Origin of the sequence: Streptomyces sp. NPDC051105 (assembly GCF_040682795.1) — a bacterium.
GTDB lineage: Bacteria > Actinomycetota > Actinomycetes > Streptomycetales > Streptomycetaceae > Streptomyces.
This window is the reverse complement of sequence record NZ_JBFBBR010000003.1, coordinates 572,369-587,483: the sequence shown is the minus strand read 5'-3', so window position 1 is coordinate 587,483 and position 15,115 is coordinate 572,369. Positions and strand designations below refer to the sequence as shown.

The following is a 15,115-nucleotide window of genomic DNA, read 5'->3' as shown; positions in this document are numbered from 1 at the left end:
CGTCGGCCAGGGTCTCGAGCTTGCCGCGGTCCTCGGTCACCTCACCCTGCGCGCCGACCTTGTAGACGCGCAGGGTCAGGCGGGAGCGGCGGTCGGTGGAGTCGAGGAGTTGGAGTGCGCCGGTCAGGGGCGGACGGTCGCTGTCGGTTCGGCAACGTGGGCGGTCATGACCGGTGAACTCCTTCGATGCGTCGCGGCTACGACCGCAGTTCGCTCCCTGCGCTATGCGGTGCCTGGCCGTTGGTGCTTTCGCGGTCCTCCTCGTCATCCGGTACGACCAAGCGCCTGCCCCGGGAGTCGGCGACGCGCAGCGCGTCGGTGAGGCACTCGGCGAGGCGGATGCCGGCGTAGCGGACCTCGGTGTACGGCGACATCGGGTTGTCCAGCACCTGGCGGGCACGGCCCAGGACGTCGGTGCCGGTGGCGAGCTGGGCGGTCTCCAGGTCGTCGGCGAGGCGGGAGAGATACCCGCCGTCGTTGTCCGTGACCAGGTAACACGGTTTGCCTTCGGGGGTGGGCCAGGGGAGGAGGCGGGGGGAGATCGGGGCGTGCGCGTGGCTGTTTGGCTGTTCCCTCACGCGGCCACCTCCGGTGCGCCGATGACGTGCTGGTCGAGGTCGATCCCGAAGTCGGCGGCGAGTACGAGGGCGAGGCGGCGACGCTGCTGAAGGGCGGCCTCGCGCTCGTGGGCGGTGAGGTAGGGGCGGACAAGGGCGGACTCGGCGCCGTCGAGGAGAGTGGCCAGGCCGTACGGCGACCGGTGGGGGAGGCGCGAGGCCTCGACGGTGAGGGGGCAGCGTACGAGGGTGAAGTGGACGTGGGGGAATGGTGGGCGGTGAGGACGGCGGCGCCGTTTCCCGGTGCCGGGGGCGAAGAGGAGGCGCAGCCATTGGAGGGCGCGGGGGATAAGGTCGTGCATGTCGACGCTCCTTGTAAGCGTTGGCCGTGCCCCGGGAGGTCTAGCCACCTCGCCGGGGTCCTGTCATTTCGACCATACCGATAACTGCGTCCCCCTGCACCCCCGAGATATATTCCGCGTCCCACTGCGGTGGGACGCGTTCTGATCCTGCGGTATGCGTAGGGCTGCGGCACGGTGGAGATATGACCGAGCTTCCGCGCTATGAGTACGTGAAACTCGCCGACGCCATCGCGGCAGACATCGCCTCCGGAAAACTGCCGCAGGGGGCCGCGTTGCCCGGCGAGCGCGCCATGACGGATCTGTACCGCGTGAGCATCGGCACCGTGCGCCGCGCCATCGTCGAACTCCGCAAGCGAGGGTTGGTGGCGACGCTGCCCGCGAAGGGGACGTACGTCATCGGGATGCCGGAGTCAGATGGCGGCGCCCCTACGGAGGACGGATCGAACGTCTGAAGGTGCCGCGCATTGCGTTGCGCGGCACGTTCAGCCCTGTTGGCTACTCAGCGGCAGCCCCGCTTCTTCTTGGGACACCGGCAAGGGTGTGTCGACTCGTGGGCGCTCAGTTCTCCGAGGCCGACTCGTCGGCTCCGCTGCAGCCTTGTCCTGCTGAGCCCGTTTCGTTTTCAAGGGTGGGGAAGGACATGGTCCGCAGGATCGCCGCCGCTCCGTCGCAGAACTCCCCCCCAGTATTCGGCGGATGCCGTATGAAGGGTGAAGGCGGCGGTGTACGGGCCGGTCGGGATCCGGCGGGCGTCGCGCAGGGGATCGCTGCTCAGCGCGGCGAGGATGCCCCGCGATCCCCGGATCCGTTTGATCCGTCTGGGCGGCGGCCACGGTGAAGGCGCAACGGAAGGTGTGGGCGCGTGCGGCGCGTTCCTCCGAGGTACCGGCGAGCGGGAGCGCCAAGAAGCTGTCGGGTGACAAGTCTATCGAGGGTATGGGGCAGTCGAAGGCCGTGCCGCCCTGCGGGCCCCTGGCGGTATGGCTGCCGAGGGAAGGCCGAATCGATTGGAGGTAAAGGATTATTCAAGGTGCCGGCGGTACCGTGCGATCGAATGTTCGCCAACGTGAACAGTCAGAGGCCGAGCGATCGAGGGTATCCGTGCTTCTTTGTCGCGCTTTGCGTTCGATCGGGTGTGCGGTGAGAGTCGCAAACCCCCTGCCCTGTAAGGGGCCTCCTCAGCCTCCAGGACGGCCGAGGCGGCCGGAGTGGACACGGTGGCAGCTTGTAACGTGTGTGCTGCAATGGATCGGTCGGCCGTCGTCGTGCGTGTGATGAGCAGTAAGCTCCGACGGCCGTATTGCAAAAGCGACTTGTGCCATGGCAGCGCAATCTGAGGTATTGGGGGATACCGGACATGTCCAAGGGCGATCTCGTCCTGAGTCTTGCCGGCCTCGACGACCTGGCGGGTCAACTGCGGTCGATCAAACAGCGCATGGACGACACCGGCCAGGTCGACCGGAAACTCGGCAATGGAGAGCTGGGCTCGAGCGCGGCCCTCGACGCGATGGAAGACTTCATGCACGGCTGGAAGGACGGCCGCAAGGAGATCGACGTCGGCCTCGAGAACGTGGCGAAGATGGCGCAGGAGATCGTCGACAAGATGACCAAGCTCGACGCCGATCTCCGAAACGCCGTCCGAAAGCACGAGAAGGAGGGCAAGGGTGGAAACTGACGCTCCCCGCACCGAAGAGCCTGCCGCCGAGGACCCTTTCGCCGGAGCGGCCCCAGGGGACGTCATCGGCATCAACATCCAGGTCCCCAGTACCTGGTACGAGTTCGACGTCCACCCCGCCACGGTGAACCGCTCGATCCGCGAGGTGGTGGCGGAGCGGATCAAGCAGCGTCCCGAGCTGGCTGAGCACCAGGCCGATCTGGTCAGGACCCTGAAGAAGGTGGCCCGAGAGGCCCGCAAGAACAACGTCGTCTACTCCGGCTCCATGTGCGAGATCGTCGACGACGAGCCGATGGTGGCCAGCCTCACGGTCAGCGTGAGCGCGGCGGTGAACGAGACCACCGGCGAGACCGCCGTCACGGGACTGGACACGCTCATGGGCGTCCTGACGCCGATCGCCCCCGGCCGTCGGCCGACCGATCCGTGGCGTCGCGTGCGCCTCGTGGAGCTGCCGGACGCGGGCCAGGCCGCGCGTACCGAAGGCATCGAGGACGTCGAGATCCCCGACGACAATCGCAGCTACCGCGCGGTGATGATGCAGACCCTCATCCCCTTCCCGGGCGGCAACCCGAAGGTCGCCGTCATCAGCGCCAGCACACCCCAACTGGCTCTGGTCGAGCCGATGCTGGAGCTCTTCGACCTCATCACCAGCACCTTCCGCTTCGTCTACCGCGCCGACCTCGACACGGAGAGCTGAGCCCAATGGTCCGCCCTGCCGACTGGCACAACCTCGACCTGCACGACGACCCGACGCCCGGCGATCCGCACGAGGTCAAACTCCAGGGCCAGCGGTACAAGACCTTCGTCGAAGACGTTGCCACGGTGCTCAGCGGAATCCGCTCCGCTTCGAAGGACTCCGTCCTCAAGGAGTCGGCCGGCAAGGCGATGGACGCGTTCAAGGACCAGATCGGCAAGCTGCCCGGCCAGTTGCAGAAGCTCCACGACTCGTACGAGATGGTCTCGGGCGCCCTGCTGACCTACGCCGGGAAGCTGGAACACGCCCAGACGACGGCGGACCACGCACTGGCGAAGGCCCGAACGTTGCGCGGCGACCTCTCCCGGGCGCAGTCCCGGCTGGCGAGTGCCACCACTACGGCGAACAACGCCAAATCCGCGCAGGACAAGCTCAACAACCCCACCGGCAACGCGGCGGCCCCCGACCCGGAGAAGGTCCGCAAGGCGACACGCGACGCCCAGCACGCCAACCAGCACCAGAAGGCGGCGCAGGGCCAGGTCGACAGCCTGAACGCGCAGTTGGCCGAACTGAGGACGAAGGCGGAGAACGCCGGCAAGGACCAGGACAAGGCCGCGGCGAAACTCGTCCACGACATCCACAGTGCCTCCGATACCGGGATTCACAACAAGAAGTGGTACGAGAAGGTCGGGGACTGGATTGCAGGCAACTGGGACAACTTTGTCACCGCCTGCAAGTTCTTTGTTGCCGTTGCCGGCATTCTGCTGCTCTTTTTCGGCGGCCCTATCTTCGCCCTGATCGTCCTGGCTGCAGCCTTGATCGTGCTGGCCGATACGATCGCAAAATTCGCACAGGGTAAGGCGGGTTGGGGAGATGTTCTCTTCGCAGTTTTGGACTGTATCCCGGTGGTGGGCAAGCTGGCCATGTTGGCGAAGGCCGGCAGGCTTGTGAAGGGGATCAGTATGGCGATTAAGGTCAGGAAGGCCGAGGTCGCGTGCGCCCGTCTGATCAAGCTGTGGCATATGGGCGAGGACCTCAAGGGCTTCCGAAAGGTCGGTTTCGCATTCGCCAAGGGAGAATTCAAGAACACACTCAAGGATGCCTTGAACGGCGGCTGGGGCGATGTCAAGAAGAACGCTCTGGGTAACCTCGTCAGTAACGCCATCGGTGTGAGCACGGGCTCGCTGGTGAGCAAGGGCTTCAATAAGATGGGCAAGGTCATCTACGAGAGCAGCCTGACCAACATGACGCGTCGGCAGTATCAGGCGCTAGGTATGAATTTGGCTGGAAAAACGCCGATGGGCAAAGCCGTCGTGGGCGCTACTCAGGGTTTTCTCACCAGTGTCACCAAGGCCACGGTCAACAGTGCGTTCTTTGGTGCCAAGTTTGATACCAGCGGCGTATTGTTGGATACCGTTAGCGGCTACGGCGATAGCGGCGTGGGGTACAAGCCCGGTATTTTGTCTGCCAGGGCCGCCTTCAGTAGGTGATCTGCGCCTTCGATTCTTCGAACCGCGTTAGTGATTCCTTCACCTGGACACGGAAGTCGATGTACCGATCAGTTCCGTCAGGGGCCGTTTCGGTGTAATGGGTGGGCTCGGTGACGCGGTCGAGGAGGCTGCCTGCCAGCTGCTGGGCCGCCGTCCAGAGGGCAGTGGCCGTGGACTGTGGTGACGATTCGTCGATCACCGTCCAGCGATGACTGATCGTCATGCGCCCGTCCTTGAGTTTGAACTTCAGCGGCAGTCCGATTCCGGAGCACTTGAATGTACCGCGTTCACGCCGCAGCAGCTGGCTCACACCGTCGAGCAGATCGACCAGCGCCGGAAAGAGAATGATCCCCATGCCGCCGTCTGCGTGCCGAGGGTTTCGCGAAGTGGCGCTCCCGGAGCTTCCCTTGACATCGAGATGCCCCTGGAACATGCCGTCGAGTACATCGTCTTGATCGTCGAGTGCGGAGTACAGGAACTCAGGCATGGAAATCTCACCTTGTTGTCATCGGGTTCTCGGAACTGTTCGGCCCGTGACCGTCAGTGGGCAATTCCAGCCGCCTGCGCCTGCCGCCAAGAGGCTTCGTCCACTTCGTTCGGGCGTCCGCCGGTGAGCGGTGGGTGCTTGGGCTGCACGGCGATCAACTTACGCTGCCCTCGCGGTGAGATCACTACGCCGAAGCGCGGGTCGCCGGCGAGTGTGAACCCCTGGGCTCGAGCCTCGGTCATCGCGGCCCGCCACTGCTTACCGAGCCCATATCGCAGTGCGACGACACTGACCTTCTTGCTCGAGGCATCCGGATCGGGGAGTTGAAAGTGTGCGACGTCCCCTGGATGAACGCTCTTGAGCGGCGGATGGTCTTGCCACGCGTAGACCGCCAGGATGCCCTTCATCTGCTTGACGTGTGACCGACGGCGCTCCGACAGGCCGATTCCGACCGCTGACGCAAGGACCAGCGGAACGATGACATAGATGGGGAGTGACCCACCCACAAGCGATTCCCACAAAAGTGTGCCCAGTACGAAGAAACCGGGAAGGGAGAGGCCCCAGAAAGTCAGAGCGGCGGTGGACCGTCGTTGCGCTCGCTGCCACGCACGCGATGTGTCCGGATCATCGAAGGCGGTACGAGACGTTACGTCCCCCATGCGCTGAACCCTCCCGACAGTTGGTTAGTTGTTCCGATTCTGCCGTTCGCTAAACGGAATCGGCAAGCAGTTCGGCGCCTCAGGCCGACGGTATCAGGAGGACGGTGCCCCGCCAGTGGGGCGAACGGGCCGTGGGACTGGTGCGGCTCTTGCCGACCACGCTTCCCGGCACGAGTCCGAGCCCATAGGAGAGTGCCGCGCGCTGGGTTCCTGTAGGTCGGGTGCCCGCGCCCTTCCTTCACCGCTCTTTCTGCCCTTCGTCCAAAGGGCGATTCGAAACTGGTGAGTTCAGCGATGCTGTGGAGGGATCGCGCGGTATTGGACACGTCGTACCACCGCGGTGGAGCTCAGTGTGAGAACCGCCATGCGCTCGTGGTCCGGGTGGGGAAGGTAGGCATGGACCTGGAGCAGCGGGGTCGGCTGCAAGCCCGAGGTTGGGGACGGCGTGCGTACGGTCTCACCCGTGGATGCCGGTCCGCCGGGCAGATCCAGGTACTCGACATGCGCATGGGGTTCGGCTGTCGCCACCGCCCGCGCCGCACTCACCGATCAGGGGGCCCAGCGGAATTCAGGGACGGTGCGGGCACAATGCCGGCCCGACGACCGCGCTCGACGTCCTCGGCGGTGGCACCCCAGTCGGCGACGGCACGAAGTCCTCTGTCCGACCCGGTCTGCTGATGAAGGAAACGGAAGCGGCGGGGCATCGACCCGTCGGACGCGGGCGCGGCCAGCACCCCGATGAAACGGGGGTCGCCGGCCAACCACACCTCGCCGATCTGGGCCTTGAGCTCCGATGCCGCACGGGGTGGCATACGGCGGCTCCATTAGCCGACTCCCCAGTGCCGACCGAACACCATGGGCAGCGCTTCCTCCCGCTGGGCCGGGTTCGGGAACTCGAACCAGCCGAACTGCCTGCCGACGGCATCGGTCCGCCTGGTGAGGCCGTACCGCACTTCGTGGGACAGCTGCCACAGGTACACCTGCAGGACCCGACGCATTCGGAAGACGGCGGAGACGACGAAGAGCTGCAGGAAGGCCCGGTAGAAGCTGTAGATCAGGAACGGCACGACGAAGATCGCGTATCCGGGCCCCAGGATCACCGTCAGAACGGCCAGCAGGGCGAACCACAGCGCGACCCAGGCGAGGAGAGCCAGTACGCTCATCATCAGCTGCTTGCCCCAGGCGCGCCGGGTCGGAGGGTGCTCCCAGGCTGTGGGATGGTCCGCGGGGTTCATACGGGCTCTGTCTTGCTCTTCGATTCAGAACACATGCCGTGCGAGGTCGATCAAGGCAGCGACCGACTTGCGTGATCACTGTGAAGCCCGGGTGGATTTGGTGTGGGTCGATGCGGCCAGCTGGGCGATGGCCCTCTCCTTTGAGCTCCCTTTGCGGTCCGTTGGTTGTGACCCCTGAAACCCCCGCCCCACAGTGACCCTGGCCGTCTGCGTCCTGCGGGGCGGCCGGGTACGTAGGTATTCACGGGGGTAGTAGTGGCGGATCACGTCAGGGTGTCCACGACCGAGTTGCGGGAGATCAGCCGGTCGGTCGCGAAGTTGAAGTCCAGCTTCGAGCATGCGAAGGATCTCGTCGACTCGTACGGCTCCGAGATCGGGTCCGGTGATGTGGCCGGTGCCCTCGGTGACTTCGCCGACGACTGGAAGAAGAAGCGGAAGCAGCTCTGCGACGGGCTGGAGTTTCTCGGGAAGACCGCGGGCGAGGCGGCCAAGGCCTACGACGGGGTCGATCAGCATCTCGCCGACGCGTTGCTCAAGGCCCAGTCGGGGGACAAGTGAGCGATCACGACTTCTCCGGTATCGACTGGCAGACGGCCCGGTACGACGACAGGGAGTTCACGCCGGGGGATCCGTACGAGGTGGCCCGGCTCGGCAAGCGGATCTCCGACACCGCCAGGCTGATCGAGGAGCAGGCCGGCAAGCTGAACAACCTCGTCGACGGGAACGGGTGGGACTCCGACGCGGGCAGGGAGTTCACCAAGAAGACCGGGGAGACCGTCAAGCTGCTCAGCCAGTCGCACCAGCGGTACGCGGCGGCGGGTGCGGCCCTCGGATCCTCTGTGCCGTACGAGCCCATCGCCGACACCGTCCGGGAGAACTGGGCCACCGCCCTCAACCACGCCCAGAACCGGGTCCGTTCGGCGCTGAAGAAGGCCGCCGCGGCCGATGCCGACAGCAGCAACTACCAGAAGCAGATCGACCAGCATCCGTCGAGTAGCGACAGCCATCCCGACAAGCAGAAGCTGAAGCGGCAGAAAGAGGCCTCGGACGGGGATCTGGACGCCGCGAAGCGGGAGCTTCGGGCCGCGCTCGACTACCGGGACACCCAGGCCGGGTACGCAGCCAAGGCGATCCGGGACGCCATCGACCACGACGGGCTGAAGGATCCCGAGCACCACTGGTGGGACAACTGGAAGGACTGGGTCGCTGACATCGGGCACTGGGCGGGGGTGGCCGCGGCGGTGCTGGGCGTGCTGGCCCTCGCCCTCAGCTGGGTGCCGGTCCTCGGTGAGGTGCTCGCCGCGCTGGCGCTCATCGCCTCGGTCGTCGCACTGGTCTGCGACACCATCTCGGCACTGGACGGCAAAGGCACCTGGCTGGACGTCGCCATCGACGCCGTCGGCGTGCTGTCCTTCGGCGCCGGGCGGGTCCTGGGGACGACGGCCAAGGAGGCGGCGACGGCCGCCCGGGGCGCCTCTGCGGTCAAGGACCTCCAGCTGGCACGGGAGATCGGGCTGAATCCGACGGCGGCCCGCGAACTCGCCGAGACGCTCAACGGGGTCAAGCCCGGCGAGATCGGCAAGGCGCTGTCCGAAGGGCCCACGAAACTCCTGCCGCGGATGCGCTCGGTGGTCAAGGAGTCGCTGAACCTCAAGGCGTTCGCGACCGACATCCGCGATGCCCCTGCAGTGCGCAGGGCGGCCGAGGCGTTCGCGGAATCGGCGCCGAAGCTGTCGGAGGTCGCGGACTCCTCGTTCAAGACGATGGCAGGTCAGGCCAAGGCCCTCTACTACGGCAGCCAGGTGCTGCCGCTCCTGGCCGGCTGGTCGAACCTGGCGCACACGCACCCCGACGAGCCATGGGGCACCGGGCCGAACTTCCTCCAGGGGGCGAAGGAGATTCCGGGTATCGGGGCCGGCGGAACACCGTTCTACAACTGGCACTGGAGCACCAGCGGCTGACCCGATCGGCTGTCAGGTACCCAGAGCGGAGAGAGCAAGGATCACGTGGCGAGCGAGGACGAGCGGTCCGTCGACGAACTGTTCGCGGAACTGCCGGAGAAATGGCAGCGGGCGCTGGAAGAGGCGGGCATGGGGCTCCCGGAGCTGCGCCGTATCGCGGCCGGCCCGGACGGCATGCGGCGGGTACGCGCCATCCTCGCCGAGTTCTCCGAGTCCACCACCAGTCCCCGGCCGGCGCGGACCGGGTACGGGTACGGCGGCGGAACGCCCGCGTGGCCGTGGGCCCGGCTGCTTCTGGTGGCCGCCGCCTCAGTCGCCGTCTGCCTGCTCTCCAGCCTGTTCATCGGCAAGGCGGCGGCGTTCGTCGGTCTGCTGCTCGGGCTGCCGGTGTTCTGGGTGGCCTTCAAGACCCGTGACACCCGCGGGGCCCCCGTCGCCCGGTATGTCACCGCGGCCGCCTATCTCGTACTGGTTCTGGTCGGCTCGTACTTCGCCAACGCCTGGTATTTGCAGCTGCGCGGGGTGGAACAGACGGTCACCATCGCCGCCCCGACCCATCAGTGGACGCACGGGACCCGTGAGACGTACTGCAGGGTCCGGCTGCGCGACGGGTCCGTCCACGAGGTGATCGACAACAAGGAGAACTGTGCCGACCGGGTCGGGCGGTCGACCACGGCCGTCGTCGACCCGGCAGGCCACTACAAGCCCTCCCTCGGCACCAAGTCCGACATCGGCGGCGTTCTTGAGGGCTATCTCTGCCTGGGCGCCGCCGCGGTGCTCGTGCTGGCACCGGTGGCGGTGGTGGTCATGGGACGGCGCAACCGGTACGGCCAGGCGATCGGGGCAGGGGCAGCGGGATGAACGGCGAGACCACCCGTTCGGCCGATGCGGCCGGTTCGGCACCCCCCTCCGACTACCGGCTCGCCGTCCCCGACGGGTGGGAGCGGATCGTGCTCGATCCCGACCGGTGGCCGCACCGTATCGACAAGCTGGTCAAGCGCGGTCTACGGCGTACGAAGGCCGGTCCGCGGCTGGAGGCCGCGCTCGCGGAGCGGATGCGGGAGCAGGCCGAGGCGGCGCACGCCAACGGCGGTGTCGAGATGTACGTCATGAACCGGATCCTCGGCCAGGTCCCGGTCTCCGCCGGGCTGGTCGTCACCGTGCTACGGCCACCGCCCGGCACCGAGGCCGGTGACCTCGGGGACATCGCCCGCTCCCTCGCCCTGCGCGGTACCGGCGAGGACGTCACCCTCGTCGATCTCCCCGCCGGCCCCGCCGTACGCCACCGCTATCTGCGTCGCCCGGCCGCCGACGATCCCGACGGCAACAAGCTCGCTGTCACGCACCTGGACGTCCATCTCGCCGTCCCGCACAGCGATCAGCGGCTGCTGCTCTCCTTCTCCACCCCGATGGAGCCGCTCGCCGATGCCTTGGTCGGCCTCTTCGACTCCGTCGCCCGTACTCTGCAATGGATGGCCTGATGCCCCAGTTCGCCGCGTCCACGGTGCGTATGAGAGTGCCCGAGGACGCCATGTCCCTGCCGGTGCGCGAGGCGGGGGTCGACCTGAACGCGTGGGCCGCGGAGGCGGCCGCGCGCCGCGTCGGTCAGGACGACGACGAACCCCGGCTTCGCCATGCTCTCGCCGCCGAACTGCGCGAGGCCGCCGCCGACTCCCGCGAGCGCGGCCCCATCACCGCGCTGTCGTACGTCCCCGAGCCGCGCCTCGGCGAACTCGCCCGGATCGAGCTGTCCGCGCTGGTCGCCGACGACACCTACCCGGTCATGACCGTCGACCTGCTCCAGCGCTACCTCGCCGCCCCCACCCCGGTCTCCTACCGCCCGCCCGAGGCCGAGCTCCGTACCCTTCCCGCGGGCCCGGCGGTGCGCGTACGGCACGCGTACGTCCAGGACGTCGGCCGGGACGGACTGGGGACCGTGCTGGAGACCTGTGCGTACGGCATCCGCGCCGACGAGACGTGGGCGCTCGTCCTGCTCACGTCCTGGCGGGCGTTGGCCCACACGGACGCCCTGTGCGAGCTGACCGACGAGCTGGCGGAGACGGTTCGGGTCACGTCCTAGCCGCGTCGGCTCGCCGGCTCAGGACCACCATCAGCCACACGAGCAGCACAGCAGAAGCGAGCGTCGAGGCGATGCCCACTGCCAACAGCCTGGGATAATGGGCGAACACCCAACTCGGCCCCACCGAACGGCGTTTGCGCTTGCCGCTGTATCTCCCTCCCGGTCAGCCGGTCAGCCGGTCAGCCGGTCAGCCGGTCAGCCGGTTGGCCAGATGCCGAAGCAGTCCCTCGCCCTCCAAGGACGTCAGACGGCACCAGAGCGTCGGCGATACCCCGGCCCTGTCGGCCACCCCGCCAACTTGCCCTGGATGTCGGGCCGTTCCGTGTCCCGGAACCAGCGGCGTCCCTCGACCCGCCCCGCGGCCCCGGTCGCGAAGGACACCCGACCGCGCGTCGCTAGCTCCTCGCCCTCGGGGGGCTTCCAGTGAGGGCGGTACGACGGCTCGATCACGGCCCGGCACCCTCCCCTTCCTTCATGCCGGCGAACCTTCACCGGGCCGGCTGATCCTATTCGGGCGTTGCAGTCGGCAACCGCCGTATCATCTGCGACAGTTCGGGCACGGCCGCCCCAGCCGTGACCGAGACCACACGCAAGGCGGCACCGGCGCCGCACCCGCACCCGCGAGGCAAAAATCCTGGCATGTGTCGGTCACACCGACGTGAGTGATTCGTGCAGGCCTCATGGGTGCGTGGTGAGGGCTCCTGGCGTGGAGGGTGCCCGAGCAGGAGGTTCGGGATTCGCCGGCGCACAGTTCGGCCCGTGTCCGTGTCCCCCTACTCCCAACTGGCCCAAGGGTCTCCCTCGTTGCAGATCGGAACGACGATTGCAGTGCGGTCAAGGTGTTCGAACGCGCCTTGAGGGGCTTATGTGCGGCTGATACGGTGCGATCGCTTGACACTCACCCCGCGGCGGAGTAATCGGCCGAGTCGGGGTGATTCGTGTGGAGTGTCCGCTTTCGCGGTGCGGAAAGCGTTGACGGCGTTTCAGAGTTCTTGACAGACAAAGTCTTGGGTGTAACGGGGAGCGGTTGCGTGAAGATCCAGGAGCGTACGGGGGCGGGCGCCGGTCGTTCCGCCGGTCCGGCTCAGCCTTCGGTCGGTGACCGGCTTCCCACCGCGCCGCGCGAGCGCAAGCCCGCGCTGGCCGCGCTCGCGGTGCTGCTGATCCTGCTGGGTGCGTTGGGTGCTACGACGCTCGTACTGCAGGCCGGCAAGCGGATCGAGGTCATAAAGATCACGGATGAGATTCCGGCCGGCTCGTCCGTGAACGGAAGCAACGTGACCTCCGTCATGGTCGCCGACGACTCCAGCATCCACTACGTCAAGTGGTCCCAGTTGGAGACCCTGAAGAAGCTGAAGGCCGTTACCACCATCCCCGCCGGTGCCGTCGCCGTCGGCGAGATGTTCGGCAGCGGCAGCAAGCTTCCCGCCGGCAAGTCCACCGTTGGCCTGGCCCTCAAGGAGGGTCAGTACCCGAGCGGTATCGCAGTGGGCGACACCGTCGCCGCCTACCGCGTCAGCGGCTCCTCCTCCGGCGGTTCGTCCTCCTCGTCCTCCTCCGGCACCGACTCGCTGATCACGGGCGACGCCAAGGTCAGCGCCGTACCGGAGGACAAGAGCGGCTCGGACTTCACCGCCAGCACCAACTACGCCATCACGCTCACCGTCGACAGCGACAAGGCCGCCGAGCTGGCCGACGCCGCGTCAGGCGGCGAGGTCGCCCTCGTCCTCGTACCCGGCAACGGCAACTAGAAGGCGGCCCCACCCCATGGCGCTCATCGCAATCGCCGCCGACAAGGGTTCCCCCGGCGTCACCACCGCTGCCGTCGCGCTGGCCGCGGTCTGGCCGCGCCGGGTCCTGCTCGCCGAGGCCGACCCGGCCGGCGGCGACCTCGTCTACCGCAGTGCCGCCGCGCACGGCGGACCGCTCAACCCCAACACCGGCATGCTCTCCATAGCGGCCACGGCCCGGCGTGGGCTCGTGCCCGACCAACTCTGGGACCACGTCCAGCCGTTGAGCGGCGGACTCGAGGTCCTCGTCGGGCTCGGTATCGCTGAGCACGCCGCCGGTCTCGCCGGGCTCTGGCCCACCCTCGGGCACGCCTTCGCCTCCCTCGCGGACTCCCCGAACGCGCCCGCCGACGTCATCGCCGACTGCGGTCGGATCAGCGGCGACACCCCCGCCGTGGAACTCCTCCCGCACGCCGCGCTCGTCCTGCTGGTCTCGCGCACCGAGCCCGAGGCCCTGGCCCGCGTTCGGGACCGTGCCGCCGCGCTCGCCCAGAAGCTGCACGGCGGCCCGCGCGGTGCCGCCGCCCTCGCGACCCCGCTGATCGGGGTCGTCCTGATCGCCGACCCGGCCGGCTCCGGCAAGCTGGTCAATCAGGTCAACGACATGCTCGTACACGCCCAGACCGGTGCCCGGGTGGTCGGCACCATCGCCGACGACCCCGCCGGCGCCGACCAGTTGGCCGGCCGCAAGCGCGGGCGCCTCGACAAGTCCCTGCTCATCCGCTCGGCCCGCAAGGTCACCGCCGACCTCCACCAGCAGTACGGCGCCGCCTGGTCCGTACCCACGCCGGCGCCCCATGCGGGGGCCGGCCGATGACCGCTGTCGACCACCAGTTGGTCAAGCGGTTCCGGCAGGACGCCGGCGACCGGATCGCCGAGCAGCGCCGCCAGGACCAGGCGTCCGGCGTCACGCCGATGTCCACCGAGGACGAACGGCAGTACGCCCGCGCGGTCATAGCCCAGATCCTGGAGGAGTACGCCCGCACGGAGATCAACGCCGGGCGCACCCCGCTGGACGCGGACACCGAGGAGCAGTACGCGGCCGCCGTGCACGCGGCGCTGTTCGGGGTGGGGCGGCTGCAGCCGCTGCTGGACGATCCCGAGGTCGAGAACATCGACATCAACGGGTGCGACCAGGTGTTCGTGGGATACAGCGACGGGCGGGAGGCGAAGGGGGATCCGGTCGCCGAGACCGACGAGGAACTCGTCGAGCTCATCCAGGTGCTCGGCGCCTACTCGGGTCTTTCCTCCCGGCCCTTCGACTCCGCCAACCCGCAGCTCGACCTCCGCCTCCCCGACGGCTCCCGGCTCTCGGCCGTCATGGACGTCACCCGGCGGCCCGCGCTGTCCATCCGCCGCGCCCGCATGGGCAAGGTCTTCATCTCCGACCTGGTCGGCAACGGCACGCTGACGCCCGAGGTCGCGCACTTCATGGCCTGCGCCGTGCGCGCCCGCAAGAACATCATGATCGCGGGGGCGACCAACGCCGGGAAGACGACGCTGCTGCGCGCCCTCGCCAACGAGATCCCGCCGCACGAGCGGCTCATCACCGTCGAGCGCGCGCTGGAACTCGGCCTCGACACCTTCCACGACCTGCACCCGAACGTCGTCGCGTTCGAGGAGCGGCTGCCCAACTCCGAGGGGCAGGGCACCATTTCGATGGCCGAGCTGGTCCGCCGTTCACTGCGTATGAACCCGTCCCGGGTCATCGTCGGTGAGGTCCTCGGCGACGAGATCGTCACCATGCTCAACGCGATGTCGCAGGGTAACGACGGGTCCCTCTCCACGATCCACGCCAACAGCTCCAGCGAAGTGTTCAACCGTATCTCGACGTACGCGCTCCAGGCCTCCGAGCGACTGCCCATCGAGGCCAGCCAGATGCTGATCGCGGGCGCGGTGAACTTCGTCGTCTTCATCCAGCGGCGCAACAACTACCAGACCGGCGGCCGCCTCCAGCGCATGGTCACCTCGGTCCGTGAGGTCAACGGCGTGGACGGCCGGGTGCTGTCCAGCGAGGTGTTCGCGGAGGCCCCCGACGGCCGGGTCGTACCGCATGCGCCCATAGCCTGCCTGGAGGACCTGATGGCCTACGGCTACCAGCCGCACGGGGCGTGGGGGTGACGTG

17 protein-coding genes are annotated in these 15,115 nt (G+C 67.8%); 12 read left to right on the top strand and 5 right to left on the bottom strand.

Going from position 1 to position 15,115, the window contains the following annotated elements; genetic code table 11:
• Positions 1-197 precede the first annotated feature (197 nt).
• Positions 198-578: a hypothetical protein gene (locus AB0N16_RS10195; protein WP_365794968.1), complete on the bottom strand. Its 381-nt coding sequence runs from the start codon at positions 576-578 to the stop codon at positions 198-200.
• Positions 575-919, bottom strand: coding sequence for a hypothetical protein (locus AB0N16_RS10190; protein ID WP_365794967.1), 345 nt, complete (start codon positions 917-919; stop codon positions 575-577). Before AB0N16_RS10190 ends, AB0N16_RS10195 begins: the two co-directional genes overlap by 4 nt.
• Positions 920-1,101: 182 nt before the next feature.
• On the opposite strand from AB0N16_RS10190, the gene AB0N16_RS10185 reads away from it, so the two are divergent.
• The 4 genes from AB0N16_RS10185 to AB0N16_RS10170 all read left to right on the top strand — a co-directional run bounded on the left by AB0N16_RS10185 (position 1,102) and on the right by AB0N16_RS10170 (position 4,778).
• Positions 1,102-1,371 carry a GntR family transcriptional regulator gene (locus AB0N16_RS10185; protein ID WP_365794965.1) on the top strand — a complete coding sequence of 90 codons (270 nt, stop codon included), beginning with the start codon at positions 1,102-1,104 and terminating at the stop codon, positions 1,369-1,371.
• Between the two features lie 905 nt (positions 1,372-2,276).
• Complete coding sequence (locus AB0N16_RS10180) at positions 2,277-2,594, top strand: hypothetical protein (protein ID WP_365794963.1); 318 nt, start codon at positions 2,277-2,279, stop codon at positions 2,592-2,594.
• Positions 2,584-3,291, top strand: coding sequence for a hypothetical protein (locus AB0N16_RS10175; RefSeq protein ID WP_365794961.1), 708 nt, complete (start codon positions 2,584-2,586; stop codon positions 3,289-3,291). The genes AB0N16_RS10180 and AB0N16_RS10175 overlap by 11 nt, the downstream gene beginning before the upstream one ends.
• A 5-nt stretch (positions 3,292-3,296) precedes the next feature.
• The gene (locus AB0N16_RS10170; protein WP_365794959.1) at positions 3,297-4,778 is read left to right on the top strand and encodes a putative T7SS-secreted protein; all 1,482 of its coding nucleotides are present in this window, start codon (positions 3,297-3,299) and stop codon (positions 4,776-4,778) included.
• On the opposite strand, the gene AB0N16_RS10165 is transcribed toward AB0N16_RS10170, so the two are convergent.
• From AB0N16_RS10165 to AB0N16_RS10155, 3 genes are all read right to left on the bottom strand, one after another.
• On the bottom strand, positions 4,768-5,265 hold the full coding sequence (locus AB0N16_RS10165) for a hypothetical protein (RefSeq protein ID WP_365794957.1): 498 nt from the start codon (positions 5,263-5,265) through the stop codon (positions 4,768-4,770). The two genes, AB0N16_RS10170 and AB0N16_RS10165, sit on opposite strands and share 11 nt — an antisense overlap.
• Before the next feature lie 53 nt (positions 5,266-5,318).
• Positions 5,319-5,924 (bottom strand): hypothetical protein, encoded by a 606-nt coding sequence (locus tag AB0N16_RS10160; RefSeq protein WP_365794955.1) that lies wholly within the window; start codon positions 5,922-5,924, stop codon positions 5,319-5,321.
• An 824-nt stretch (positions 5,925-6,748) separates the two neighbouring features.
• Positions 6,749-7,159, bottom strand: coding sequence for a hypothetical protein (locus AB0N16_RS10155; protein WP_365794953.1), 411 nt, complete (start codon positions 7,157-7,159; stop codon positions 6,749-6,751).
• Between the two features lie 255 nt (positions 7,160-7,414).
• On the opposite strand from AB0N16_RS10155, the gene AB0N16_RS10150 reads away from it, so the two are divergent.
• The 8 genes from AB0N16_RS10150 to AB0N16_RS10115 all read left to right on the top strand — a co-directional run bounded on the left by AB0N16_RS10150 (position 7,415) and on the right by AB0N16_RS10115 (position 15,111).
• Complete coding sequence (locus tag AB0N16_RS10150; RefSeq protein ID WP_365794952.1) at positions 7,415-7,717, top strand: type VII secretion target; 303 nt, start codon at positions 7,415-7,417, stop codon at positions 7,715-7,717.
• A complete protein-coding gene (locus tag AB0N16_RS10145; protein WP_365794950.1) occupies positions 7,714-9,120 on the top strand; it encodes a hypothetical protein in 1,407 nt (468 codons plus the stop codon). Before AB0N16_RS10150 ends, AB0N16_RS10145 begins: the two co-directional genes overlap by 4 nt.
• A 45-nt stretch (positions 9,121-9,165) precedes the next feature.
• Positions 9,166-9,981, top strand: a complete 816-nt coding sequence (locus AB0N16_RS10140) for a hypothetical protein (protein WP_365794948.1) — start codon at positions 9,166-9,168, stop codon at positions 9,979-9,981.
• Complete coding sequence (locus tag AB0N16_RS10135) at positions 9,978-10,601, top strand: hypothetical protein (protein ID WP_365794946.1); 624 nt, start codon at positions 9,978-9,980, stop codon at positions 10,599-10,601. Before AB0N16_RS10140 ends, AB0N16_RS10135 begins: the two co-directional genes overlap by 4 nt.
• Positions 10,601-11,200, top strand: coding sequence for a hypothetical protein (locus tag AB0N16_RS10130; RefSeq protein ID WP_365794944.1), 600 nt, complete (start codon positions 10,601-10,603; stop codon positions 11,198-11,200). Before AB0N16_RS10135 ends, AB0N16_RS10130 begins: the two co-directional genes overlap by 1 nt.
• A gap of 1,031 nt (positions 11,201-12,231) precedes the next feature.
• Positions 12,232-12,951, top strand: a complete 720-nt coding sequence (locus AB0N16_RS10125) for a hypothetical protein (protein ID WP_365794942.1) — start codon at positions 12,232-12,234, stop codon at positions 12,949-12,951.
• 16 nt (positions 12,952-12,967) lie between these two features.
• Positions 12,968-13,807, top strand: coding sequence for a hypothetical protein (locus AB0N16_RS10120; protein ID WP_365794941.1), 840 nt, complete (start codon positions 12,968-12,970; stop codon positions 13,805-13,807).
• Positions 13,804-15,111, top strand: a complete 1,308-nt coding sequence (locus tag AB0N16_RS10115; RefSeq protein ID WP_365794939.1) for an ATPase, T2SS/T4P/T4SS family — start codon at positions 13,804-13,806, stop codon at positions 15,109-15,111. The genes AB0N16_RS10120 and AB0N16_RS10115 overlap by 4 nt, the downstream gene beginning before the upstream one ends.
• Positions 15,112-15,115: the final 4 nt, after the last annotated feature.

Bases quoted from the DNA above. Each gene is read 5' to 3' on its own strand.
- AB0N16_RS10190 (WP_365794967.1), bottom strand. From the start codon at position 919: ATGCACGACCTTATCCCCCGCGCCCTCCAATGGCTGCGCCTCCTCTTC.
- AB0N16_RS10185 (WP_365794965.1), top strand. From the start codon at position 1,102: ATGACCGAGCTTCCGCGCTATGAGTACGTGAAACTCGCCGACGCCATC.
- AB0N16_RS10180 (WP_365794963.1), top strand. From the start codon at position 2,277: ATGTCCAAGGGCGATCTCGTCCTGAGTCTTGCCGGCCTCGACGACCTG.
- AB0N16_RS10170 (WP_365794959.1), top strand. From the start codon at position 3,297: ATGGTCCGCCCTGCCGACTGGCACAACCTCGACCTGCACGACGACCCG.
- AB0N16_RS10165 (WP_365794957.1), bottom strand. From the start codon at position 5,265: ATGCCTGAGTTCCTGTACTCCGCACTCGACGATCAAGACGATGTACTC.
- AB0N16_RS10160 (WP_365794955.1), bottom strand. From the start codon at position 5,924: ATGGGGGACGTAACGTCTCGTACCGCCTTCGATGATCCGGACACATCG.
- AB0N16_RS10155 (WP_365794953.1), bottom strand. From the start codon at position 7,159: ATGAACCCCGCGGACCATCCCACAGCCTGGGAGCACCCTCCGACCCGG.
- AB0N16_RS10135 (WP_365794946.1), top strand. From the start codon at position 9,978: ATGAACGGCGAGACCACCCGTTCGGCCGATGCGGCCGGTTCGGCACCC.
- AB0N16_RS10130 (WP_365794944.1), top strand. From the start codon at position 10,601: ATGCCCCAGTTCGCCGCGTCCACGGTGCGTATGAGAGTGCCCGAGGAC.
- AB0N16_RS10120 (WP_365794941.1), top strand. From the start codon at position 12,968: ATGGCGCTCATCGCAATCGCCGCCGACAAGGGTTCCCCCGGCGTCACC.
- AB0N16_RS10115 (WP_365794939.1), top strand. From the start codon at position 13,804: ATGACCGCTGTCGACCACCAGTTGGTCAAGCGGTTCCGGCAGGACGCC.